The organism is Georgenia sp. Marseille-Q6866, assembly GCF_965111665.1.
Genome location: NZ_CBCOOR010000002.1, coordinates 266,765 through 289,546 on the forward strand (window position 1 = coordinate 266,765; position 22,782 = coordinate 289,546).

A 22,782-nucleotide genomic window follows, 5' to 3' on the forward strand; every position below is an offset into this window, starting at 1 on the left:
CGGGTGGTGGCCCCACCCACGAGGCTGGGGGCGAGCGAGGAGGGCACGCTCGTACCGACCGAGCCGGCGCCCCGGCCCGCAGCGCGACAGCCGGACGCGCGGCCCGCCGCCCCGCGGCGCCCCGCGGCGCAGCCGGTGCTTCCCAGCCGGGCGGCCGAGGACACCGACGCGGCCTGGGGCGAGCTTCCCGAGGGCTGCGACGACGCCCGCTACCTGCGTGACAAGCCGCCCCATTGGCAGTAGCGCTACGGGCGCCCGCTCTGCGCCTTGAGGAGGTCGCGGATCTCCTGGAGCAGGAGGATGTCCTCGGCTGGCGCCTGGGGCTCGGGCTCCTCCCCGCGCTTGCGCCGCTCCTGGAAGGTGTTCATCGGCAGGACGAAGATGAAGTAGACGACCGCCGCCGTGATGAGGAAGACGATGACGGCGTTGATGATCGCGGCGAGGTCGACAAAGGTGTCCTCCCGGCCGGCGATGATCGGGAAGCCGAAGCCCTCAACCTGCGTGCCGCCGAGCGAGTTGACCACCGGAGTGATGATGCTCGTGACGACGGTGTTGACGATCGTGGTGAACGCCGAGCCGATGACGACCGCGACCGCCAGCTCGATGACGTTCCCGCGGGTGATGAAGTCCCGAAATCCCTTGAGCACGGTCTTGCTCCTCCCAGCCCGGGGCTCTCCCGGCTGCACCGCACCCTAGCCGGTGGTGGCAGGCGGTGAGCGCTCAACGTCGGGACTGCAGGCGGCCGCACCCGAGGCGGTCGCGGTCGGCGCCTGACGGCGACGCCTCGAGAGCCCCGACCGGGCCCCTACCCCGGGAGGACCACGCGCAGCGGCGCCCATGCGCTCGCCCCCACGACGTCCGGAGCGGCCCCGCGCGGGACGGCCACGAAGACGAGCGACGTCGGCGCCTCCCCGCCGAGGAGGCCCCCGCCGCCGTCCTCCTCGAGGGCCACGACGAGTGCGCCCGCGGCCACCACCTGCGCCCCGCCCTCGCTGGCCGCCGCGTCCGCCGTCGCCGCGAGGAGGTCCACCCGGTCCCCGGGCCGCAGCGTCCGGGCCACCGCGGCGTCCGCGAGCCGCACGGGCACGACGACCTCGCCCGGGGCGGTGCCCGCCGCCAGCCCCGGACCCACGAGGACCTCCGCCGCCAGCGGGAACCGGCCGGCAGCCCCACCGCCAGGCGGTGCCCGACCGCCTCCGCCGGGACGCGCAGCATCCGGGACGCAGCCACCTCCCGTGGCAGCCGCGCCGTGCGGACGTCGCCCTCGGCCAGCGGCGTGCCCGCCGGCACGTCCCGCGCCAGCACGCCGACGGCCACCGTCGCGGGCGCCGGGGGGCGCACCTCCTGCACCACCACGCCGACCGCGGACACGAGGCCCACCGCCAGCAGGGCGTGCCGCCAGCGCCACAGCAGGCGACGCACGCGTACCCGGCGGCGGCGTGACGGGGGCACCGGCGGGGAGCGCATGGGGCGACGGTAGGACCGGGCGGGGACCGGCCCGGGTCGCGTGGGCGCCGGCTGTGGACGAGAGACGCCCCACCGGTGACGGGGGAGGAGCCCCCGGCGCGGACGGACCGCCGTCGTCGGAGGTTCCGGATACCCTCGGCAGGTGCGTGGCTCCCACCTTCTGCAGCGTCTGGCGATCATCGTCGCGGCCGTCCTCGTCGTCATCCTCGTCGCCGGCGTGGCGCTCGCGGCCGTCCTGGTGCGCCGACCGCTGCCCGACTACGGGGGTGAGACCACCCTGCGGATCCTCTCCTCGGAGGTCGAGGTCGTGCGCGACGAGCGGGGAGTGCCGCAGATCTACGCGGACACCGACACCGACCTCATGCGCGCCCAGGGCTACGTCCACGCCCAGGACCGCTTCTTCGAGATGGACTACCGGCGCCACGTCACCGCCGGCCGCGTCTCCGAGCTCGTCGGTGAGAACGAGAGCGCACTGGCCGCGGACCGGGTCATCCGCACCCTGGGCTGGCGCCGTGTCGCCGAGCAGGAGTGGGACCTCCTCAGCGAGGAGAGCCGCGCGCTGTTCGAGGCCTACGCCGAGGGTGTCAACGCCTACCTCGACTCGCGTGAGGCGAGCCAGCTCGGCGTCGAGTACACCGTGCTCGGCATCGTCACCGAGCTCGGCGAGGTCGCCCCGTGGACCCCGATCGACTCCCTCGCCTGGCTCAAGGCGATGGCCTGGGACCTGGCCGCGAACAACGACCAGGAGCTGGGCCGCGCCACCGCCGTCCGCGCTCTCGGGGGCGACGTCGCCCGGGTCGCGCAGCTCTACCCCGCCTACCCGGAGACGCAGAACCTCCCGATCATCCCGCCGCCGGACGCGACCGAGCCAGAGGCGACGGTCGAGGACGCCTCGTGGCCCGCACCCGCCGGCGCGGTCGACGCCATCGAGAGCGCCTACGCCGCCGTCCAGGCCACCCCGCGCCTCCTCGGTGACGGGGACGGCATCGGCTCGAACTCCTTCGTCGTGTCCGGCGAGCACACGGTCGGGGGCCAGCCGATCCTCGCCAACGACCCGCACCTGGGGATCAGCGCCCCGGGCGTCTGGCACCAGGTCGGCCTGCACTGCCGCGAGCTCACCACCCTGTGCACCTTCGACGTCGGCGGCTTCGACTTCGCCGGCATGCCCGGCGTCATCATCGGGCACAACGCAGACCTCGCGTGGGGCCTGACGAACCTCGGCGCCGACGTCGTCGACTTCTTCCTCGAGCGCGTGTACGACGACGGCACCTACCTCCGCGGCGGGGAGCGCGTCCCGCTCACCCGGCGTACCGAGACCATCGCCGTCAACGGTGGTACCGACGACTCCCTCACCGTCGCGTCAACGGCGCACGGGCCGATCGTCTCCGGGGTCCTGCCCGAGACCGCCGCCGCAAACAGCTCCCCGGTGCCTGACGGCTCGCCGTCACCCGGCTTCGGCGGCTACGCCGTCGCGATGTCGTGGACGGCGCTGACCCCGGGCCGCACCGGCGACGCGATCTTCGCGCTCAACCGCGCCGCGACCGCCGAGGACGTCGCCGCGGCGGCCGCGCTCTTCGAGGTGCCGGCGCAGAACATCGTCTTCGCCACGACCGACGGCGACATCGGCTACCAGGCCCCCGGCCGTATCCCGGTGCGCCAGGACGTCCCCGACGGCCCGGTCCCCTCCGACGGCAGCTGGCCCCGCCCCGGCTGGGACGGGCGCTACGACTGGGCGGGCTACGTGCCCGCCGCGGACATGCCGAGCGTCCTCAACCCCGAGGAGGGCTTCATCGTCGCGGCCAACCAGGCCGTGCTGCCCGCCGGCCAGGGTCCCTTCCTCACCGGGGACTGGGACTACGGCTTCCGCTCCCAGCGGCTGCGCGAGCGCCTCACCACCACCATCGAGCGAGGCGTCAACGTCGACCCGGCCATGGCGAACGAGCTGATGAACGACGAGGCCAACCCGTACGCGGAGGCTCTCGTCCCCGCCCTGCTCAACGTCACGGTGACCGACGGCTTCGTCCGTGAGGCCGTCGACCTCCTCGCCGAGTGGGAGGAGGAGGACTACCAGCAGGACGGCGACTCCGCCGCGGCCGCCTACTTCGCGGCGGTGTGGGCCAACCTCCTGGACCTCACCTTCGCCGACGACCTGCCCGCCACACTCGCGCCGGACGGTGGCAGCCGCTGGCTCGTCGTCGTCGACCGTCTCCTCGAGGACCCGACGAGCGCGTGGTGGGACGACCGGCGCACCATCAACCTCGTCGAGAGCCGCGACGAGATCCTCCTGCAGGCGCTCGTCGCCGCGCGCAACGAGCTCACCCAGACGCTCGGCAAGGACCCCGGGGACTGGCGGTGGTCCCAGCTCCACGTCGCCGCCCCCCAGCACCCCGTCCTCGGTGACGGCGTGCCGGCGGCGGTCTCGTGGTTCGCCAACCCCCGGCCCGTGGGGGTGGGCGGTGGCTCGAGCATCGTCAACGCCACCGGCTGGGACGCGAGCGCGGAGGTCGAGGGCCGGCGGGACTACGGCGTCACGAGCGTCCCGTCGATGCGGATGGCGGTGGACCTCGGTGACTTCGACCGGTCCCTGTGGGTGAACTTCACCGGCGTCTCCGGCCACCCGGCCGACGACCACTACGACGACCAACTCGGCGCGTGGGCCGCGGGGGAGACCTTCCCCTGGCCCTTCAGCCCAGCAGCCGTCGAGGACGCGGCGACGAGCACCCGCACGCTGCGCCACCCCGGCTGACCGGCCGGGGGTCCGCCCGGGTGACGGGTGAGGCCTCGCGCCGGGTCAGGAGGGGCGGTGGGTGAAGGTGGAGCCGCCGATGAGGAACCAGCGCTCCTCGGTGATCACGGCGTCCACCGGGATGTCGTGGGCAGCCCGCGGCAGCTGGGCGCCGGTGATGAGCTCGGCCTCGTGGACCATCGCGAGCACCGGGGCGTCGGGCGCGCGGTGGAGCAGCGCACGGTCGTACCAGCCTCCGCCCTGCCCGAGGCGGATCCCGCTCGCGTCGACCGCGAGCGCCGGGGCGATGACGACCTCCGCCTCGGCGAGCGCCTCCGGCGGGAAGACCTCACCGGCCGGCTCGAGGGGCCGGCCGGGTGCCCGCTGGGCGAGCTCCTCGCGGCTCGTGTACTCGCCCCAGCAGCGGGCCAGACCCGGGCCGAGCACCGGCAGGAGGAGGCGCACCCCACGCTCGTGGAGGGCGTCGATGAGCATGCTCGTGTCCGGCTCGGTGGGCGCCGAGACGTAGGCGGCGACGCAGCGGGCGTCGCCCACCGCCTGCACGCCGTGCTCCGCCAAGCTCGCGGCGGCCTCCTCGCGCTGCCGCTGGGAGCGGGCGGCGCGGGACGAGCGCACGGTCTCTCGCAGGGCGCTCTTGGCGTCCTCCAGCTCCAGTCCGGTCGTTTCGGGGAAGCGGATCGCCGTCGACATGTGGATAGTGTTCCACGACCGGCCTGCCGTGTGGCGGTGCCGCGCCTCCCTCCGGCGGACCTCGCCGGCGCTCGGTAGCCTTCGGGCATGACAGAGCAGAGCGTCACCCCGGTTCGTAAGGCCGTCGTCCCGGTTGCCGGGCTCGGCACCCGATTCGTGCCCGCCACCAAGGCCGTGGCCAAGGAGATGCTGCCGGTCGTGGACCGGCCGGCGATCCAGTACGTCGTGGAGGAGGTGGCCGCCGCGGGCATCGAGGACGTCCTGCTCGTCACCGCCCGGGGCAAGTCCGCGATCGAGGACCACTTCGACCGCAACGTCGAGCTGGAGGCGGCCCTGGAGGCCAAGGGCGACGCGGACCGGCTCGCCGAGGTCCGCCGGCCCACGGCGCTCGCCGACATCCACGCCGTGCGCCAGGGCACCCCCAAGGGCCTGGGCCACGCCGTCCTGTGCGGCCGCGAGCACGTGGGCGACGAGCCCTTCGCCGTGCTCCTCGGTGACGACCTCATCGACGCCCGCGACCCGATCCTGCCGACGATGATCGACGTCCAGCAGCGCCTGGGCGGCTCCGTCATCGCACTGCTCGAGGTCGAGCCCTCCCAGATCAACCTCTACGGCGCCGCTGCCGTCGAGCCCGTCTCCCTCGCCGGTATCCCCGACGGCGACGTCGTCACCGTCACCGAGCTCGTCGAGAAGCCCCCCGTCGAGGAGGCGCCCTCGAACCTCGCCGTCATCGGCCGCTACGTCCTGTCCCCGGCGGTCTTCGACGTCCTCGAGCGGACCGAGCCGGGCCGCGGCAACGAGATCCAGCTGACCGACGCCCTGCAGACCCTCGCCCGGATGCCCGCGAGCGAGGGCGGCGGCGTCCACGGCGTCGTCTTCCGCGGCCGCCGCTACGACACCGGGGACAAGCTCGACTACCTCAAGGCCGTCGTCCAGCTCGCCGTCGACCGCGAGGACCTCGGCCCGGACTTCTCCGCCTGGCTCGAGCAGTTCGTCGCGGGCCGGCACGTCGAGCTCAGCTCCGACCCCGCCGCGAGCCACCCCCGGTGAGGAGCGTCCAGGAGCACCTCGCGGCCTGCCTCGCGGCGGTCGGCCCACAGCCGCCGCTCGAGGTGGTCCTCGCCGACGCCGTCGGGTGCGTGCTCGCCGAGGACGTCCTCGCGCCGCGCGACCTGCCCCTCGCGGACGTCGCGTCCCTGGACGGCTACGCCCTGCGAGCCGGGGACGTCGCCGCTGCTGCGCCGTCGTCGCCGGTGACCCTGCGGGTGCTCGACGAGATCCGTGCGGGCAGCGTCGAGCGCACCCGCCTGCCCGCCGGTGCCTGCGTGCGCATCGCCTCGGGTGCGCCGCTGCCGGTCGAGGCCGACGCCGTCGTGCCGGTCGAGCAGACCGACCGCGGCGCCGCGAAGGTCGAGGTCCGCACGGCCGCGGCCGCCGGCGAGAACGTCAACCGGCGTGCCCAGGACGTCCGCGCCGGTGAGGTCGTCCTGCCCGCGGGGGAGCGGGTGGGGGCCCGGCAGGTCGCGCTCCTGTCCGCCGTCGGCCGCGGCCGGGTGACGGTGCACCCGCGACCGCGCGTCGTCGTCATCTCCGTCGGTGACGAGCTCGTCGAGCCGGGCCAGTCGGCCGCCGCCGGGCAGGTGTACGACGCGAACGGGCACGCGCTGGCCGCCGCGCTGCAGGACGCTGGCGCCGCCACCTACCGGGTGGCCGCCGTCCCGGACCAGCGCGGACCGCTGCGCGAGACCCTCGAGGACCAGCTCGTGCGCGCCGACCTCGTCGTCACGACGGGCGGGCTCAGCCACGGCTCCAACGACACCGTCAAGGAGGTGCTCGCCCCGCTCGGGACGGTGCGCTTCGACAACGTCGCCATGTGGCCCGGACGCCAGCTCGGGCTGGGGCACATCGGCGACGGCACCCCGATCTTCGCGTTGCCGGGCGACCCCGTGGCCGCGCAGGTCGCCTACGAGGTCTTCCTGCGCCCCGCCGTCCTGTCGATGGCCGGCTACACCGAGCTCTACCGCCCCACGGTGACGGCGACGGCGACCACCGCCTGGTACTCCCCGTCCGGACGGCGCGAGTTCGTCCGCGTCACGCTCGCTGGCTCGCCGCGCGAGGGCTACCGCGCCACGCCCGTCGGCTCCCCGAGCATGCTGCTCCTCAGCGCCCTGGCTCGCGCCAACGCGCTGGCCGTCGTGCCCGAGGGCCTCACCGATGTCACCGAGGGCACCGCGCTCTCCTGCCTGCTGCTGGACGCCTGATGCTCGAGCACGAGGGCGTCCGCCTGCGTCTCCTGCGGTACGGGGACCGCTCCACGTGGGAGCGCGTGCGCCGGCTGAACCACGAGTGGCTGCGCCCGTGGGAGGCGACCAGCCCGGTGCCGGCACCGCCCGTGGGCTTCCGGGACTACGTCGCCCAGAGCCGCCGTCAGGGCAGGCGCGGGGAGGCCCTCACCTTCGTCATCGAGGCCGACGGCGAGCTCGTCGGCCAGCTGTCGGTGTCCTCGATCATCCTCGGGGCGCTGCGGGGGGCCTCCATCGGCTACTGGGTGAGCCAGGACGTCGCCGGGCGCGGGATCACCCCCACCGCGGTCGCGATCGCCGTGGACTACTGCTTCACCGTGCTGCGGCTGCACCGCATCGAGATCAACATCCGGCCCGAGAACACGGCCAGCCTGCGGGTGGTGGAGAAGCTCGGCTTCCGTGACGAGGGGCTGCGTGAGCGCTACCTCCACATCGACGGCGACTGGCGCGACCACCGCACCTTCGCGCTCGTCGCGGAGGACGTGCCGGAGGGGCTGCTGGAGAGGTGGACCCGCACCCGCGGGAGACACGCCGCCGACGATCCCGACGGTGGTGCGCCGCCCGGATAGTTTCGTGCCTGTGGATGTTCAGGGGTGGGTAGTCGTCGGACTAGCCCTCATCCTGTTCGGGTACCTGGTCCCTCACCTCGTGCAGAGCCGTCACCAGCTGGCGGAGGCACGGGTGGAGGACCGCTTCTCCGGCACGCTGCGCGTGGTGACCACCGGGGCGACGGCGAGGCGGTCGTCGCCCGGGGAGCACCACGGCACGCTGGAGAGCAGGCCGTACCTCCACGATCCACGACGACGAACGGAGGCACCCGCCGTGAACAGGCCCACCACCCCCAGCGAGCGGGCCGCCGCCGAGGCGCGGCGACTGGCGCAGCTGCGCGCGGCGCGCGCCGCCGAGATCAGCCGACGCAAGGCCGCCGCCAAGCGCCGGCTCGTGCTCACCGTCGTGCTGCTCCTCGCGAGCGTCGGCGGCTGGCTCGGCTTCGGCCTGGGCAGCCTCCCGGTCGTGCTCGGTGTGGTGCCCACGGTCCTGCTCGCCGGCGTCCTCGTCCTCGGCCGCCGCGCCGCGAAGGTCGCCGCCCGGCGCAACGCCGCCGACCGCGCCGCCATGGCCCGCCTCGCCCCGCGCCCCGCCCCCGCACGCGCCTCGCCCCTCCGCCCGTCCGACGACGACGGCGGCACGCACGTCCGCGCCCGCCACCGGTGGCGCGTCCACCGCGCGTGACGAGGCCACCGTCGATCCCGCCGTCACCACCGAGCCGGCAGTCACTGCCGAGGCCGCCGAGGGCGCGGCCACTGCCGAGGCCGCCGAGGGCGCGGCCACCATCGAGGCGACCGGGCCGGCCGCGACGTCGTCCGCGACCGACGAGACGGCGGCCCACGCCGTCGTCGTCGCCGGCGGCGAGACGGCCGACGTAGTCGCGCAGGCAGAGCAGCCCGTGACGCGCAGCTGGACCCCGGTCCAGGTGCCGGTCCCCACGTACACGCTCAAGGCCTCCGCCCCGCGCATGGACATCGCCCCGTACGAGGCGCCCGAGCCGGAGGTCGCGCAGGCCCCTGCCGAGCCCGCGGCGCCCGCCGAGCCCGTCGTCGTCTCCGGCCTGGCCGGCTCGCCCTACGCGCCCGTCGCCGACCCGGAGCCCGAGGCCGCCCCCGCCGCCGAGGCGATGCCGGCGCGCGGCCTGGACCTCGACTCCGTCCTCGCCCGCCGCCGCGCCGTCGGCGCCTGACCCGCCGCTCCACCCCCGCCGCACCCCGCGCCCGCCTCCGCCTGGGACGCACCTCCCGTCGCCTGGGAGCACCTCCGGTCACCCCGGGAGTACCGGAGGTGCGTCCCAGAGGTGGCCGGGGACGAGGTCAGATGCCGTCGCGGATGGTCGGGCAGCTCATGCACCTGGGCCCACCGCGGCCGCGGCCCAGCTCGGAGCCCGGCACCTCGATGACCTCCACGCCGTGGGAGCGCAGGTAGGCGTTGGTCGTCGTGTTGCGCTCGTAGGCGACGACGACGCCCGGCGCCAGCGCCAGCACGTTGCACGCGTCGTCCCACTGCTCACGCTCGGCGCTGAGGAAGTCCTGTGCCGGGGTGAGGATGCGCAGGGAGTCCACGCCCAGGGCCTGGGCGATCGAGGCGTGCATGTCCTCGGGCGGGTGGTCGGTGATGACGAGCTCGCCGTCGGCGTCCCCGGGGGTGATCCGGTAGGAGGGCAGCGCACCGAGCCCGGCGTACTCGGTGAAGGTGTGGTCGTCGACCATCGTCATCACGGTGTCCAGGTGCATGAAGGCCCGCTCGTGCGGCAGCGCCAGCGCGACCACCTGGGTCGCCGACCCCGTCTCGAAGAGCCGCTGGGCGACCCGCTCCACCCCCTGCGGCGTGGTCCGCTCGCTCATCCCGACGAGCACCGCGCCGCGACCCAGGACGAGGACGTCCCCGCCCTCGACGTTGATGGCGGTGCGGCCGCCCGCACCGCTCCACAGGTGGAAGCCCACGCCGGCGAAATCCGGGTGGAAGCGGTAGATCGCCTGGTAGTGCAGGGACTCGCGCAGCCGCGAGCGCTTGCGCATGTTGCTCACGCCCACGCCGTCGTACACCCACGCGGACGCGTCGCGCGCGTAGAGGTGGTTGGGCAGCGGAGGGACGACGAACTCGTCGTCGCCGAGGACGTGCAGCGCGACCGACCGCGGCTCCTCGATCCGCTCGAGGAGCTCGCGCTTGGTGAGGCCGCCGACGAGGAGGGTGGTGAGCTCGCCGTCGTCGAGGGTGTTGACCATGTCGAGGACGGGCGCGACGCCCGCGGTGCCGAGGAGCGCGGGCCCGAAGGTCTGCTCGACGATGAGGGACCGGGCCGCCGGGACGGCGAGGGTCTCGCGGAGCAGGTCGGTGAAGTAGCGGACCGACACGCCCTGGTCGCGCAGCGCCCGGGCGAAGGCGTCGTGCTCCTCCTCGGCGCGCTCCACCCAGAGGATGTCGTCGAAGAGCAGCTCCTCCCGGTTCTGCGGCGTGAGGCGGCGCATCTCGGTCCCGGGCCGGTGGAGGATCACCTCGTGCAGGCGTCCGACCTCGGAGTCCACGTGGTAGGTCATGGCATCCTCGTCGTCGGGGTCAGGGACGCCCCTCAACGTACTGCGAGGGGTGTCACCCGGCCCGCCGACCTGTGACCCACGTCAACACCGGGCCGGGTTCACTCCCTCCCGACGGCGGTGCTAAAGTTGGCGGTGCTCGCAGAGCATGGGGCTATGGCGCAGTTGGTAGCGCGTCTCGTTCGCAATGAGAAGGTCGGGGGTTCGAATCCCCCTAGCTCCACCCGGTGAAGGCCGCTGAACCGCACGAGAGTGCGGGTCGGCGGCCTTCTGCGTTGCCGGGTGGCAGGGCGATGGTGACGAGGACCTCGCTCCCGGCCCCAGGCGCCGACGGACCTTCGTCCCGTACTCTCGTCACTGGCTCACGAGCCGCAACGACGCATCGATGACACGACACGAGAGGTGCCCTCCGGGGACCTCTGACACGGCACGGTCGACCGCGTGTCCCGTCATCACCGTCAGGAGCACCTTCTTGTCCTCCCCTCGCGCCCAGCAGGGCACCTCGCGCGCCGCCATCGGCATGATCGCCGTCGCCGCCGCGGCGGCCTTCCTCGCGACCTTCAACGAGACCTTCCTCAACGTCGCCCTCACCCCGATCATGCTCGACTTCGGGGTGGACGTCTCCGTCGTGCAGTGGCTGGCCACGGGCTACCTCCTGGTCGCCGCCGTCTTCGTTCCCGTCGCCAACGTCCTGTACCACCGCTTCCCGACCCGGGGGCTCTTCGTCGCTGCCGTGGCGCTCCTCGTGGTGGGCTCCGTGGTCGGCGCCCTCGCGCCGAGCTTCGGTGTCCTGCTCACCGGCCGTCTGCTGCAGGCGGCGGGGACCGGTCTCCTCACGCCGATCGGCATGAACATCACCCTGGCCGTGGCCCCGCGCGAGAAGCTCGGCCTGGCCATGGGCATCATGGCGGCGATGACGACGCTCGGTCCGTCGCTGGCGATCGTCGTCTCCGGCGCCCTGCTCTCCGCTGTCCCGTGGACCGCCCTCCTGTGGGTCTTCGGGGCGCTGTCCCTCCTCGTGCTGCTCGCCGGCGCGGTGCTGCTGCGCAACGTCGCCGAGCTCGGCCGCCCCGTGCTCGACGTGCTGTCCTTCGTGCTCGTCGCCGTCGGCCTCGTCGGCCTCCTCTATGGCATCTCCACCGCGTTCAGCGGCTCCGCACTCACGGCCGGGGTCGCCGCGGTCATCGGTGTCCTCGCGCTCGTGGCGTTCGTCGTGCGTCAGAACCGGGTCGAGCACCCGCTGCTCGACCTGCGGCCCTTCCGCAGCACGCCTTTCGTCCTCGGCGTCTCGATGACGATGCTCGGCCTGTTCTTCGTGTTCGCCATGAACGTGGTCATCCCGATCTTCCTCCAGTCGGTCAGGGGGCAGGACCCGCTGGGCGCCTCCCTCGCGCTGGCTCCCGGCATCCTCCTGACCGTCGTCCTCGGCCCGATCGTGGGGCGGCTGTTCGACCGCCACGGCGGGCGCCTGATGATCCCTGCCGGCTTCGCGATCATGGCCGTCTTCGCCTCGCTGGTGGGCGTGGCCGCCGGCCAGGACTCGGTGCTGCTCTTCGCCGCGCTGTACGTGCCGGCCGTGCTCGCGACCGCGCTGGTCATCGGACCGTCGCAGACCTTCGCGCTGTCCAGCCTCGACCGCGAGAGCAGCCCCCACGGCGTCACCGTGGTCGCCACGAGCTTCCAGGTCGCCGGCTGCCTGGGCACCTCCCTCGCCATCGGTGTGTTCAACGCGCTGACGACGCGCGGCGTCGAGGGCGGTACGGAGCTTCTCGACGCCTCGGTCGTGGGCTTCCGCGGGGCCGCCGGCCTGGTCGCCCTCGTCTCGGTCCTGGGCATCGTCCTCGCCCTCGCCGCAGGAAGGGCAGCGCGTGCCGCCCGCACGCTCCGGGCTTCGGAGGAGACCACCGGCCAGGCGCGCACCGTCGTCGACCTCATGAAGACCGACGTCTACGCGCTGAGCACCGAGCAGAACGTGCTCGAGGCCCTGCAGATGTTCACCGAGCGCGGCATCTCCGGCGCGCCGGTGCTACACACCGACGGCTCGCTGGCCGGGTTCCTCTCCGACGGCGACGTCATGCGCTACCTCTCGGCCGAGCACCCGAGCTCGACGACCATCTACTCCTTCGCGACCGGTGAGTCCGCCGACCTCGAGGACGCCCTCGCGGATCTCGTGTCCCTGCCTGTCATGCGCCTGGCCACGCCGGACGTCGTCACGGTGGACGAGACCGCCTCGGTCGCCGACGCCGTCGCCGTCCTGTCCGACAAGCACCTCAAGAAGGTGCCGGTCGTGCGCGGCGAGCACGGGGAGGTCGTCGGCATCGTCAGCCGCTCCGCGGTCAACCGCCTGGCGATCTCGTCCTACCTCGCCTCCCGCGAGGAGCAGGGCGAGGGCACCCTTGTCGGCGAGCGCGAGCCGCAGCTCGCCTGAGCACTAATGCACAGCGGTTCGTGTACAGCGAAGTGGGGGGCACCGACCGGTGCCCCCCACTTCGTCGCTGCATGACCTTCAGTGCCAGAACGGTGTGCGCGTCGCGTGCACGCGTCGCCGTCATCCGTCATGAGTCAGGCGTTTGATGTGCGTACCTGCGGCGGCATCGCGCCGCCCAGGCGAGATGTGGTGCATGTGGCACCAGCATCCGCCACCCCGCACCAGCGGAGCCGGTGCTCCGTACGTCCACTAGTCCGCTGGAACAGCCGTACACACGATCCAGCGAGCCCGCAAAGAGTTTCCCTAGCTACGTCAGCCGGCTGCCGGAGTTGCGCTACTGAAGCGAACAAGCCGGTGTAGGCCCAGCCGACGTCTAGGAGAACTTGAGGACGATCTGCTGATTTCGCGACCCGTCGACCGGTAGGATCTGTCCCGGCTGGGCCACTTGCTTGCGCCTCCCAAAGCGCGGGCAGGACTGATAAGCAGGCTTATGCCTTCACCTGTGGTGACGCTTTCGCGGAAGGCGGCGGAGGTGATTGCTTGATGTTGTGCAGCTCCAGTATAGGGAGACTAGTGGCCCAGCCCCGCGAACCCAAGACTACACCTGTGCTTTTGCAAGCCCTTGAGGAACGCTCCTTCACCACCTACAAAAGCCGACTCCGCGCGTACGAGCGTATGCAGGCGCGCAATTCAGCTTGGAATGCAGCACTCATTTCCCTCTCCGTAGCCACGACAGTAGCGGCCGTAGGACTCCTGGTGGATGAGCAAATGTATGGACCATCCGGCCCAGTGCTCCTAGCCGCCTGTGCGGTATTGAGCCTCGCTGCATCACTCGTCGTCGCATCGTTGGACTATCCTGGGCGTGCTGCACGAATGGAGGCCAACTACAAAGAGATTCAGGATGTCTCATCGCGGCTAGAGGCGACGCACGCCTCCGACCGCGGGCCGACGTCCGCAGCCTATAGCGAGCTTTATGAGCGCTATAGCGATCTTGTGCGCCGCTCGGAGAATCACACGACTGCAGATTTGCATGCGGCAACGAAGGTTTGGTCGCCATCGCGACTACTTAGTGCGGTAGGTACTTTCCTGCCATATCTCACGCTCGTGCTCCCCGGATGGCTTCTCTGGCAGTTCACAGTCTGGGTGATCGATGGTTCCGCATAGCGCACGGCGGTCTCCGTCGGAGATATACCGCCAGGTCACCACCTTGAAGCACCTCAGGGGCATCTTCGTGGAGAGAGTGGCCGCGGGGACTGTGAGGGGGCGCGATGGAATCTCACCATCCGGATTTGCAAACTTGCTGGACGATGAGACTCGCCTTATTTCAACGCGATGCCGAGCCGGCACTTATCGGTTTACTCCATACCGGCAGCAGTTGATTCTCAAGGGGGCTGGTAAGCCTCCCCGCGAGATCTCCATTCCTACTGTGCGGGACAGGCTGACGCTGCGTGCGCTTTCTGAACTGCTGAGCTGCGCCTACCCTGACTGTGTCGGTAGTTTGCCGCAAACGGAAGTGGCACGCGTGAGGGATGCCCTTGCGGGGCATTCTTACAGCACGTTCGTGAGAATCGACATTAGAGACTTTTACCCGTCGATTGATCACGATATGTTGCTTGCGAGTTTGGGGGAAAGAATAAAGAAGGTTGAGATACTTCGAGTTCTCCGTCGAGCTGTTGCGACGCCGACATCTCCAGACTTGGCCCCGAGGCCGCGGGGACTAGTTTGCAACGGCATACCGCAGGGGCTGTCGATCTCAAACCCACTTGCAGAGATTTATATGAGGTCGCTCGATGTCAGGATGTCGCAATTTCCTGGAATCTCATACTACAGGTTCGTGGATGACATTTTGGTGCTCTGCTCGGCGAACGATGCCCAAGTGGTCGATGAGGCCTGTCGTAGTGTGCTAGCTGGGCTCAAGCTCGAAGCGCATCCTGTTGTCCGTGGAGGAAAGTCGGAAACCGGCTCCATCTCGAACGGGTTTCATTACCTAGGCTATGTGTTTGGCCCGGAGGGTTTGAGTGTAAGACCTTCGAGTGTCCTCCGGGTTGAGTCTCACTTGGCGAGCATATACAGCGAGTATCGGCGCGCTCTCAATGAGGGTGGGGACCCTGAGTTGGTTGCGCGCCGCCTTCAGTGGCGGCGAAACCTGGTCGTCACCGGCTGCGTGTTTAAAGGAGTGGCTAGTGGCTGGCTCCAGTACTTCCGGCAGCTGGATGACTTGACAGTTCTGAAGCGGCTGGACAGGACTGTGGCTAGGCTCAGCGCACGATATGGGGCGCCCGTGGTTCCCGCCCCGAAGTCGTTCATGCGCGCATACTGGGCGGTGCGTCACCCGCGTTCGCGCAGCAGCACATATGTGCCGAATTTTGACCTCTTTGACACGAGGCAGATGGAAAACGAACTCCGGGCTATGGGGTCCGTGGATACGTTTGCGACGGATCAGGATGTCAAGGACGCGTTCTACAGGACGGTGAGCCGAGCCATCAGGGAACTCGAGCGCGACGTTGGCGGTGTGTCGTGATGAGTGGACGTGTGTTCGCGGTAACTGTCAATTGTCATAGGAGCCGAGTCGTTGCGTGCGCACGTGCCGCGACGGCCGCATCGGCGTCCGCCATCACGAGGTGGGCGTTGATGTGCGCCCCGGCCATCGCGCCCGCCGCGGCCGAGGTCCCGACCTGCGCCATCGGCTCGGTGACGTTGCCGGCCACCCACACGCCCGGCACCTCGGTCGTGCCCGCCATGCCTGACACGACGCGCCGGCCCATGGCGCCAGGCAGCTCCTCCACGGGCAGGCCGAGCGCCTCCAGCCCGTCCAGGCGGGGCTGGAGCGAGGTCCCCACCGCGAGGACGCGACGGTCCACCATGCCGCCGCCGGCGAGGAGGACCCCCGCGATGGCGCCGTCGGTGTCGGCGACGACCTCGGTGACCGGCTCCTCGACGACCCGCACGTCCAGCGCCTCGAGCCGGGCCCGCCCGTCGCCGTCGAGCTCGGTGCCGCGGGTGAGGTAGACGAGGTTGTCGGTGAGCTGGCGGAAGAGCAGCGCCTGGTGCATCGAGGCGGGCCCGACGGCGAGGATCCCGATCGGCTGGTCGCGCACCTCCCAGCCGTGGCAGTAGGGGCAGTGGACGACGCCGCGTCCCCAGTGGTCCGCCAGGCCGGGGACGTCGGGGAGCACGTCGCGTGCCCCGGTCGCCACGAGGAGGCGGCGTGCGGTGAGGTCGTGGCCGTCGGTGAGCGTGACGGTGAAGCGCGGGTCGCCGTCGGGGGACGGCTGCGCGGGGGTGGCTGCCGCGACCGTCCCGGTGACGACGGTGCCCCCGTACCCGCGGACCTCCTCGCGGCCGCGGCGGTAGAGCTCGGCGGGCGGCGTCCCGTCCAGGGCGAGCAGCCCGTGGACGGCCTCGGCGGGAGCGTTGCGGGGCGTCCCGCCGTCGATGACGACGACGGAGCGGCGGGAGCGGGCGAGCATGAGCGCGCCGTTCAGCCCGGCGGCTCCGCCGCCGATGACGACGGCGTCGACGGTGCGGCTGGGCAGGGTGTCGGCAGACATGGGGTTCTCCTCGGTGTCGGGCCCAGGGAGGGGCGGGTGCTCCCACGCTAGGCATGGCTTGCGCGCCTGGCATAGCATCGTGCGTATGACGCAAGACATTGGTGCTCTGGAGGGCCTCGTGCGCAAGCGCGTCCGCGCGCTACGGCTCGCGCACGGCTGGTCCCTCGACGAGCTCGCCCGGCGCGCCACCCTCAGCGCGTCGACGCTGTCCCGTATCGAGAACGGCCAGCGCCGTCTCGCGCTGGACCAGCTCGTCGCCCTGGCCCGGGCGCTGGACACGACCCTCGACCAGCTCGTCGCGAGCGACGTCGAGGACGTCGTCGTCAGCCCCGTCGTCGACCCACACGGCTGGCGACGGTGGCCGGTACGGGCACAGCCGGGGTTGAGCATCGTGCGCCAGCGGCTCACCGTGCCGCCCGACCCGGCCCGCGTGCGTGCCCACGCCGGCCAGGAGTGGCTCGTCGTCCTGTCCGGGACCGCCCTCCTCCTGCTCGGGGAGCGCCGCTACCGGCTGGAGGAAGACCAGGCCGCCGAGTTCCCCACGATGCTCCCGCACGCGATCGGGGCCGAGCGGGGACCGGTCGACATCCTCGCGATCTTCGACCGCGACGCCCGCCGGGACCACCAGCAGGCCGCCGGCGACTGAGGGCCGCGCGAGCGGTGCGCCCCGGCGCGTCTCAGCCCGTGGCAGCGGGTCCCGGCCGACGGGCGGGGCCGCGGCGGGCGTGCCAGCCTGGAGCCTCACGTCCGTACAGCCAGGGGGCAGCGAGTCGGACCGTGGGGAACGGGACGTCGACCCGCGACCCCGCGCGGCGGTGCTCGAGCCCCGGAGAGGGATCAGCGATGACCGACGACGAGCAGCGCGACGAGCTCACCACCCGCCAGGGCCACCCCGTGGCCAACAACCAGCAGACCCGCACGGTCGGCTCGCGCGGCCCGGCGACCCTGGAGAACTACCAGTTCCTCGAGAAGATCTCCCACTTCGACCGGGAGCGGATCCCCGAGCGCGTGGTGCACGCCCGGGGCAAGGTCGCCTTCGGCTACTTCGAGGCCACCGGCCAGTGGGGCGACGAGCCGATCTCGAGGTACACCCGTGCCAAGCTGTTCCAGGAGGCCGGCAAGCGGACGCCGCTCGCGATCCGCTTCTCCACCGTCATCGGCGGGCGGGACTCCTCCGAGACGTCTCGCGACCCGCGCGGCTTCGCGATCAAGTTCTACACCGAGGACGGCAACTGGGACCTCGTCGGCAACAACCTCGGGGTCTTCTTCATCCGTGACGCCATCAAGTTCCCCGACGTCATCCACGCCCTCAAGCCCGACCCCGTGACCTTCCGCCAGGACCCGGCCCGCATCTTCGACTTCATGTCGCAGACGCCCGAGTCGATGCACATGCTCGTCAACCTCTTCTCCCCGCGGGGGATCCCGGCCACCTACCGCCACCAGCAGGGCTTCGGGGTCAACACCTACCGGTGGGTCAACGCCGACGGGGAGAGCGTCCTCGTCAAGTACCACTGGATGCCCCACCAGGACGTCCGCTCCCTCACCGAGGAGGACGCGGCGGCCATCCAGGCCCACGACACCGGGCACGCGTCCCTCGACCTGCACGAGGCCATCGACCGCGGTGACTACCCCAGGTGGGACCTGCTCGTGCAGATCATGTCTGACGACGAGCACCCCGAGCTGGGCTTCGACCCGCTCGACGACACCAAGGTGTGGCCCGAGAACGAGTTCCCGCCGCGGAAGGTCGGCACGATGGTGCTCGACGAGAACGTCACCGACCACCACACCCAGAACGAGCAGATCGCCTTCGGCACCGGCGTGCTCGTGGACGGCCTGGAGTTCTCCGACGACAAGATGCTCGTGGGCCGGACCTTCTCCTACTCCGACACCCAGCGCTATCGCGTGGGTCCGAACTACCTCCAGCTCCCGGTCAACTCCCCGAAGGCCCCGGTGCGCACCAACCAGCGTGACGGGCAGATGGCCTTCTACCAGGACCCCACGGGCAACCCGCACATCAACTACGAGCCCTCCCACGACGGCGGGCTGCGCGAGTCCACCATCCACGCACGCGAGGAGGAGGTCGGTCCCGAGCTGCGCGGCCGCCTCACCCGCGCCCAGCTGGAGCGCACGAACGACTACGAGCAGCCCGGTCAGCGTTTCCAGCTCATGGAGGAGTGGGAGCAGGACGACCTCGTCAAGAACTTCGTCGACAACATCGGCCAGGCCTCCCGCGGCGTCCAGGAGCGCATGGTCTGGCACCTCTTCTTGTGCCACGACGAGCTCGGCCGCCGCGTGGGCGAGGGGCTGGGCATCACCGCCGACGACGTCCGTCACCTCCAGCCGCTGCCTCACCAGCGCCTGACGGAGGAGGAGCTCGAGCGGGCCCGCAACCTCGGCAGCAACGGACCGCGTGACGTCGCCGGCCTGCAGATGACGCACACCGTTCCCAACGCCCGCGGGCTGCCGACCGAGGCGTAGACGCAGCAGGGCCCGCGCTCCGAGGAGCGCGGGCCCTGCTGCTGTCAGGCGTGGTCAGCCGGAGAACGGCACCCGACGACGGAAGTCGGTGGCGACCTCGTCGAAGGTCAGCCACTCCACGCCGTCGTGGCCGGAGATGTAGTCGAAGATGCGCTCGAGCATGAGCAGCACCTGCGGCCGTCCGGAGACGTCAGGGTGGATCGTGAAGGGGAAGACCCCGTAGTCCATCTCGCGGTAGACCCAGTCGAACTGGTCCTTCCACAGCTGCTCGATGACCTGCGGGGCGACGAACCCGTGGGAGTTCGCGCTCGCCTTGACGAACATCATCGGCGGCAGGTCGTCGACGTACCAGTTCGCGGAGATCTCCACGAGGTCGACCTCACGCCCCCTGACGAGCGGCTTCATCCACTCGGCGGCGTCCTGGGAGTAGTCGACGTGCGTCCAGGAGTCACCGACCCGGGCGTAGTACGGGCTGAAGTCGTCGTAGCTCTGGGAGTTGTCGTACGAGAACCCGTTGTCGAGCAGGAGCTGAGCCGTGCGCTCGCTCATCTCCCACCACGGCGCCACGTAGCCCCGCGGCGCGCTGCCGGTGAGGTCCTTGACGAGCTCGACGGACCGCCCGAGGACGTCGGCCTCCTGCTGCGCGGTCATCGCGACCGGGTTCTCGTGGCTGTAGCCGTGGCAGCCGATCTCGAACCCGGCAGCCGCGACGTCCGCGATCTCCCGTGGGAAGGTCTCGATCGAGTGCCCGGGCACGAACCACGTGGCGGGCAGCCCGCGCTGCTCGAGCATGCGCCGCAGACGCGGCACGCCGACCTCCCCGGCGAACATGCCGCGCTGGATGTCGTTGGGTGAGTCCTGGCCGCCGTAGGAGCCGAGCCAGCCGGCCACCGCGTCGACGTGGACGCCGATGCAGACCTTGATGTCCTTGGCCATGAGTGAGTCCTTCCTGTCGTCCGTCAGCGTGCGGGGGTGCTCACGGGCTCGCCCGTCACGTCCTCCACGGGGCCGGAGGTCCGGCCGCGGAGCGCGTAGTGGAGCACGATGTGGAGGACCACGGTGATGATGAGCGCCGCGATGCCCGAGGAGAAGCCGAAGGGCAGCGGCCACGCGTACTGGAAGAGGAGACCGAGCGTCGCGCCGGCGAGGAAGGAGATGACGCCGGGCCAGCGCAGCGCGGGCTGGCGGCGGTAGGACTCGGCGGTGAACTCGTTGCGGCGCAGCAGGTAGTAGTCGGCGAGGATCGGTCCGACGAGCGGGACGAAGGCGGCGCCGAGCACGGTGATGAAGTCGACGAAGAACAGCTGGTAGAAGGCGAGCGCGCCGAGCACCGTGCCGAGGACGCCGACGACGAGGACGATCTTCGTCCGCTTGACCCGCACGCCGAAGGCGTTGAGCGCCGGGCCGGTGTACAGGGAGTTGGAGTACAGCTCGGAGTTGTTCGTCGTCCACAGCGAGGTGGTCCACACGAGGACGCCGATGATGGCGAGGAGGATCCCGCGGTCGTACATCCAGTTGACGAAGTTGGAGTCGCCGGTCGACACGGCGCCGATGTACCCGACGACGTTGAGGACCGGGTTGGTGAGGATGAAGCAGGCCCCGGCGCCGATGAGCACCGCACCGGCGTTCTTCGCGTAGCGCATGATGTCGGCGCCCATGATCGCACCGGCGATCCACGCGCCGATGACGATCGTCACGCCGGAGCCGAAGCCGAGCCCGGACTGGGACGAGGCGGACTCGACCATCGCGCCCCACCCGCCGTTGTCCGCGAGCATCCCGGCGCCGACGCCGAGGGAGACGACGAGCACGAAGGGAGCGACGGGGATCGCGACCTTCTCGATCGCGGCGATGCCCCGGTAGGCGGTCCAGGTGAACAGCGCGCCGAAGGCGAGGCAGCTGAGGACGACCTCGAGGCTGACCGGGGCGACGTCGGGACGGCCCCACGACGCCGGGTCGATGACGGTGATCCCGCTCGGGTTGCCGAGCAGACCGCCCCAGATGTCGGCGATCATGCCGAGGATCGAGGCGAACCAGCCGAGGGTGAGCAGGGCCATGACGACCATCGGGACCGCGAAGCCCTTGCTCCCGTAGGAGAAGCGGGACAGCAGGGCGAGGTTGAAGCCGGTGCGCATCGCCGGGATGCCGAGCAGCACGGTGAGGGCGAAGAGGATGAGCTCACCGGTCGCGATGGTCGACATCGCGAGGCCGAAGGGCATGCCCGGGGCGCCGCCCTGTCCGGCGAGCTGGCCACCGACGACGAGGCCGGTGACGACGAAACCGAAACCGACCCAGATCATCGCGAGACCGAAGGTGCCACGACGGGCGGTCGGCGGCACCGGCTCGAGCATGTACTCCTCGTGGTCGTACCCGAGATCCTCGGGCGCCACAGCTGACTTACTCAACGCATCCTCCAAAGTTAAGCAAAGACCACGTCACTACGTGGCAATCGCGGAGAATACTCCCTGCAGAGCGACAGGTGTGCCCGTCGTCCGCCGTCAGCGGTCGTGGTGGTCGGACTCGCCGCGCTCCGCAGCCACGGACGGCAGCAGCTGTTCCGGCAGCTCGGGGACCGGGACGAGGACGAGGTCGTCGATCTTCCAGTCGAGCTCGACGACGGCCCGGCGTGCGTCGGTGAGCTCCTCGAGCGTCGGCGTGTGCCCCTCGACGGGGACGACGAAGGACTCGACGTGGAAGACGTGGCCCTGGTCGCGGACGCGGGAGCGCGCCGTCGCCACCCAGGGCACCTCCTGGAGACGCTCGTCGATCCGCCCCACGAGCGGGTGCGGGTCGTGGCCGTCGTAGGTCTCCGCCCGCGCGTCCATGAGCGCGCTGATCGCCACGCGCATGTTGCTCACGCCGTCGTGGAGGATGCTGCCGGAGATGAAGAGGGCGGCGACGGCGTCGGCCCACCACAGTCCCAGCCCGATGCCGATGATGCCCACGATCGCGCCGGCCGCCGTCATCCAGTCGGCCTTGTTCATGTCGGCGTCGGCGTACAGGACGCGGTCGTGCAGGCTCTGCGCCAGCGGCATCTTGGCCCGGCCCAGCAGCACCGGCGGGATGCCCGTGTAGACGAGGACAGCGATCATCAGCCACCCCGACCACACGACCTGCCCGCCGATCTCGATGAGCCCGACCGGCGGGTGCTCGGCCTTGACGAGCCCCGAGGCGGAGTCGAAGACGAGGAAGGCGCCCATGGCGAGCAGCGCGGTCGCCGCGACGAGGTGCCCGATGCCGACCGCCCGGTGGTAGCCGTAGGGGTGCTCAGGCGTGGGGCGCTTGCGCGTGCGGTGCACGGCGAGGAGGAAGGCGATCGGCGGGATGAAGGACAGCAGGTCCTCCGCCCACGCCGCCTTCATCGCCTGCGAGCTGCCCATGGCGAGGTAGACGGCGGTGACCGCGGTGACGAGGAAGGCGATGGTCAGCCACGCCAGCCGCACCGCGCGGCGCAGGTGGACCTCCTGCTCCTCAGGGAGCTCGGTGTGCCCGAACGAGATGCTCACAGGTCCTTCTCCAGGAGGAAGCCCTCGAGCTCGACGAGGAACGCGTTCTCGCCCATCGGCGCCGCCATGACGTGGAGCTCCTTCGCGCCGTCGGGACCGGTGGTCTCGGTGTACCGGTAGGTGAGGGCGGCCTTCTCCGCCCACGGGGACCTCGCGGTGAGACCGCCGATGACGAGGTCGAGCTCACCGCGCTCGAGCTGGCCGATGAGCTCCTCCTCACCGCCCGGCGCCCACTGCACCTCCGCGTCGATCGTGCGGGCGAACTCCTCGACCAGTTCGACCTCGGTGCCCGCGGGCTCGCCGTCGGGCCCGTCCGGCAGGTCGGTCCACGGTGGGCTGGGCGAGACGCCCACCCTGAGGATGCCCCCGCCGCTCACCCGGTCCAGGGTCCCGTCCGGGTCGTTGGGGATGGTCGCCGAGCAGCCAGCCAGGGCGAGCACGAGCACTGCGCCTTCCGCGATCGTTCGTCTCACGTTGTCAGTCAACCCCAGAACGTCACTGTCGCAACCGAGCGGGTCGGCCGGCTCGGA

The 22,782-nt window shown here is 71.2% G+C and carries 21 protein-coding genes, 1 tRNA gene and 1 pseudogene; 13 read left to right on the forward strand and 10 right to left on the reverse strand.

Translation table 11 applies throughout. The features are described 5' to 3' along the window. Positions 1 to 6: 6 nt before the first annotated feature. Positions 7 to 243, forward strand: coding sequence for a hypothetical protein (locus tag ACWPXV_RS03150; protein WP_454083856.1), 237 nt, complete (start codon positions 7 to 9; stop codon positions 241 to 243). A gap of 2 nt (positions 244 to 245) precedes the next feature. Here ACWPXV_RS03150 and mscL read toward each other — a convergent pair whose 3' ends face one another. From mscL to ACWPXV_RS03165, 3 genes and pseudogenes are all read right to left on the reverse strand, one after another. Next, the gene (gene mscL / locus ACWPXV_RS03155; RefSeq protein ID WP_454083857.1) at positions 246 to 647 is read right to left on the reverse strand and encodes a large conductance mechanosensitive channel protein MscL; all 402 of its coding nucleotides are present in this window, start codon (positions 645 to 647) and stop codon (positions 246 to 248) included. Between the two features lie 158 nt (positions 648 to 805). Beyond that, positions 806 to 1,132, reverse strand: coding sequence for a hypothetical protein (locus ACWPXV_RS03160; RefSeq protein WP_454083896.1), 327 nt, complete (start codon positions 1,130 to 1,132; stop codon positions 806 to 808). A gap of 32 nt (positions 1,133 to 1,164) precedes the next feature. Then, positions 1,165 to 1,671: pseudogene (locus ACWPXV_RS03165) on the reverse strand (SAF domain-containing protein); the annotation flags it as partial. Here ACWPXV_RS03165 and ACWPXV_RS03170 point away from each other — a divergent pair. Next, a complete protein-coding gene (locus ACWPXV_RS03170; RefSeq protein WP_454083858.1) occupies positions 1,610 to 4,213 on the forward strand; it encodes a penicillin acylase family protein in 2,604 nt (867 codons plus the stop codon). The pseudogene ACWPXV_RS03165 and the gene ACWPXV_RS03170 sit on opposite strands and share 62 nt — an antisense overlap. Positions 4,214 to 4,258: 45 nt before the next feature. On the opposite strand, the gene ACWPXV_RS03175 is transcribed toward ACWPXV_RS03170, so the two are convergent. Next, entirely contained in the window at positions 4,259 to 4,903 is a 645-nt protein-coding gene (locus ACWPXV_RS03175) for a 5-formyltetrahydrofolate cyclo-ligase (protein WP_454083859.1), read from the reverse strand. A gap of 87 nt (positions 4,904 to 4,990) precedes the next feature. Between ACWPXV_RS03175 and ACWPXV_RS03180 the strand changes: the two genes are divergently transcribed. From ACWPXV_RS03180 to ACWPXV_RS03200, 5 genes are all read left to right on the forward strand, one after another. Beyond that, entirely contained in the window at positions 4,991 to 5,953 is a 963-nt protein-coding gene (locus ACWPXV_RS03180) for a UTP--glucose-1-phosphate uridylyltransferase (protein ID WP_454083860.1), read from the forward strand. Further along, positions 5,950 to 7,164 (forward strand): molybdopterin molybdotransferase MoeA, encoded by a 1,215-nt coding sequence (locus tag ACWPXV_RS03185; protein WP_454083861.1) that lies wholly within the window; start codon positions 5,950 to 5,952, stop codon positions 7,162 to 7,164. Before ACWPXV_RS03180 ends, ACWPXV_RS03185 begins: the two co-directional genes overlap by 4 nt. After that, on the forward strand, positions 7,164 to 7,775 hold the full coding sequence (locus tag ACWPXV_RS03190; protein ID WP_454083862.1) for a GNAT family N-acetyltransferase: 612 nt from the start codon (positions 7,164 to 7,166) through the stop codon (positions 7,773 to 7,775). The genes ACWPXV_RS03185 and ACWPXV_RS03190 overlap by 1 nt, the downstream gene beginning before the upstream one ends. Before the next feature lie 79 nt (positions 7,776 to 7,854). Next, a complete protein-coding gene (locus tag ACWPXV_RS03195) occupies positions 7,855 to 8,439 on the forward strand; it encodes a hypothetical protein (RefSeq protein ID WP_454083863.1) in 585 nt (194 codons plus the stop codon). Positions 8,440 to 8,653: 214 nt separating this feature from the next. After that, positions 8,654 to 8,944 (forward strand): hypothetical protein, encoded by a 291-nt coding sequence (locus tag ACWPXV_RS03200; protein WP_454083864.1) that lies wholly within the window; start codon positions 8,654 to 8,656, stop codon positions 8,942 to 8,944. A gap of 127 nt (positions 8,945 to 9,071) precedes the next feature. On the opposite strand, the gene ACWPXV_RS03205 is transcribed toward ACWPXV_RS03200, so the two are convergent. Beyond that, positions 9,072 to 10,295 carry an arginine deiminase gene (locus tag ACWPXV_RS03205; protein ID WP_454083865.1) on the reverse strand — a complete coding sequence of 408 codons (1,224 nt, stop codon included), beginning with the start codon at positions 10,293 to 10,295 and terminating at the stop codon, positions 9,072 to 9,074. 147 nt (positions 10,296 to 10,442) lie between these two features. Between ACWPXV_RS03205 and ACWPXV_RS03210 the strand changes: the two genes are divergently transcribed. From ACWPXV_RS03210 to ACWPXV_RS03225, 4 genes are all read left to right on the forward strand, one after another. Beyond that, positions 10,443 to 10,515, forward strand: a tRNA-Ala gene (locus ACWPXV_RS03210). Between the two features lie 249 nt (positions 10,516 to 10,764). Beyond that, positions 10,765 to 12,720: an MFS transporter gene (locus ACWPXV_RS03215; RefSeq protein ID WP_454083866.1), complete on the forward strand. Its 1,956-nt coding sequence runs from the start codon at positions 10,765 to 10,767 to the stop codon at positions 12,718 to 12,720. A 543-nt stretch (positions 12,721 to 13,263) separates the two neighbouring features. Then, positions 13,264 to 13,884, forward strand: a complete 621-nt coding sequence (locus ACWPXV_RS03220; protein ID WP_454083867.1) for an SLATT domain-containing protein — start codon at positions 13,264 to 13,266, stop codon at positions 13,882 to 13,884. Next, on the forward strand, positions 13,871 to 15,241 hold the full coding sequence (locus ACWPXV_RS03225) for a reverse transcriptase domain-containing protein (protein WP_454083868.1): 1,371 nt from the start codon (positions 13,871 to 13,873) through the stop codon (positions 15,239 to 15,241). Before ACWPXV_RS03220 ends, ACWPXV_RS03225 begins: the two co-directional genes overlap by 14 nt. Before the next feature lie 34 nt (positions 15,242 to 15,275). On the opposite strand, the gene ACWPXV_RS03230 is transcribed toward ACWPXV_RS03225, so the two are convergent. Further along, the gene (locus tag ACWPXV_RS03230; RefSeq protein WP_454083869.1) at positions 15,276 to 16,271 is read right to left on the reverse strand and encodes an NAD(P)/FAD-dependent oxidoreductase; all 996 of its coding nucleotides are present in this window, start codon (positions 16,269 to 16,271) and stop codon (positions 15,276 to 15,278) included. Between the two features lie 85 nt (positions 16,272 to 16,356). Here ACWPXV_RS03230 and ACWPXV_RS03235 point away from each other — a divergent pair, with 85 nt between their 5' ends. Continuing rightward, positions 16,357 to 16,917: a helix-turn-helix domain-containing protein gene (locus ACWPXV_RS03235; protein WP_454083870.1), complete on the forward strand. Its 561-nt coding sequence runs from the start codon at positions 16,357 to 16,359 to the stop codon at positions 16,915 to 16,917. A gap of 197 nt (positions 16,918 to 17,114) precedes the next feature. Continuing rightward, positions 17,115 to 18,749: a catalase gene (locus tag ACWPXV_RS03240; protein WP_454083871.1), complete on the forward strand. Its 1,635-nt coding sequence runs from the start codon at positions 17,115 to 17,117 to the stop codon at positions 18,747 to 18,749. 54 nt (positions 18,750 to 18,803) lie between these two features. Here ACWPXV_RS03240 and ACWPXV_RS03245 read toward each other — a convergent pair whose 3' ends face one another. The 4 genes from ACWPXV_RS03245 to ACWPXV_RS03260 all read right to left on the reverse strand — a co-directional run bounded on the left by ACWPXV_RS03245 (position 18,804) and on the right by ACWPXV_RS03260 (position 22,725). After that, the gene (locus tag ACWPXV_RS03245) at positions 18,804 to 19,685 is read right to left on the reverse strand and encodes a polysaccharide deacetylase family protein (RefSeq protein WP_454083872.1); all 882 of its coding nucleotides are present in this window, start codon (positions 19,683 to 19,685) and stop codon (positions 18,804 to 18,806) included. Between the two features lie 23 nt (positions 19,686 to 19,708). Next, positions 19,709 to 21,151, reverse strand: coding sequence for a purine-cytosine permease family protein (locus ACWPXV_RS03250; RefSeq protein WP_251839606.1), 1,443 nt, complete (start codon positions 21,149 to 21,151; stop codon positions 19,709 to 19,711). A gap of 93 nt (positions 21,152 to 21,244) precedes the next feature. Then, positions 21,245 to 22,252 (reverse strand): cation transporter, encoded by a 1,008-nt coding sequence (locus tag ACWPXV_RS03255; RefSeq protein WP_454083873.1) that lies wholly within the window; start codon positions 22,250 to 22,252, stop codon positions 21,245 to 21,247. Further along, positions 22,249 to 22,725 (reverse strand): transporter substrate-binding domain-containing protein, encoded by a 477-nt coding sequence (locus ACWPXV_RS03260; RefSeq protein ID WP_454083874.1) that lies wholly within the window; start codon positions 22,723 to 22,725, stop codon positions 22,249 to 22,251. The genes ACWPXV_RS03255 and ACWPXV_RS03260 overlap by 4 nt, the downstream gene beginning before the upstream one ends. Positions 22,726 to 22,782 lie beyond the last annotated feature (57 nt).

Coding starts and splice junctions, on each gene's coding strand:
- ACWPXV_RS03175 (WP_454083859.1), bottom strand. CDS start 4,903: ATGTCGACGGCGATCCGCTTCCCCGAAACGACCGGACTGGAGCTGGAG.
- ACWPXV_RS03180 (WP_454083860.1), top strand. CDS start 4,991: ATGACAGAGCAGAGCGTCACCCCGGTTCGTAAGGCCGTCGTCCCGGTT.
- ACWPXV_RS03190 (WP_454083862.1), top strand. CDS start 7,164: ATGCTCGAGCACGAGGGCGTCCGCCTGCGTCTCCTGCGGTACGGGGAC.
- ACWPXV_RS03205 (WP_454083865.1), bottom strand. CDS start 10,295: ATGACCTACCACGTGGACTCCGAGGTCGGACGCCTGCACGAGGTGATC.
- ACWPXV_RS03220 (WP_454083867.1), top strand. CDS start 13,264: ATGTTGTGCAGCTCCAGTATAGGGAGACTAGTGGCCCAGCCCCGCGAA.
- ACWPXV_RS03225 (WP_454083868.1), top strand. CDS start 13,871: ATGGTTCCGCATAGCGCACGGCGGTCTCCGTCGGAGATATACCGCCAG.
- ACWPXV_RS03230 (WP_454083869.1), bottom strand. CDS start 16,271: ATGTCTGCCGACACCCTGCCCAGCCGCACCGTCGACGCCGTCGTCATC.
- ACWPXV_RS03235 (WP_454083870.1), top strand. CDS start 16,357: ATGACGCAAGACATTGGTGCTCTGGAGGGCCTCGTGCGCAAGCGCGTC.
- ACWPXV_RS03240 (WP_454083871.1), top strand. CDS start 17,115: ATGACCGACGACGAGCAGCGCGACGAGCTCACCACCCGCCAGGGCCAC.
- ACWPXV_RS03245 (WP_454083872.1), bottom strand. CDS start 19,685: ATGGCCAAGGACATCAAGGTCTGCATCGGCGTCCACGTCGACGCGGTG.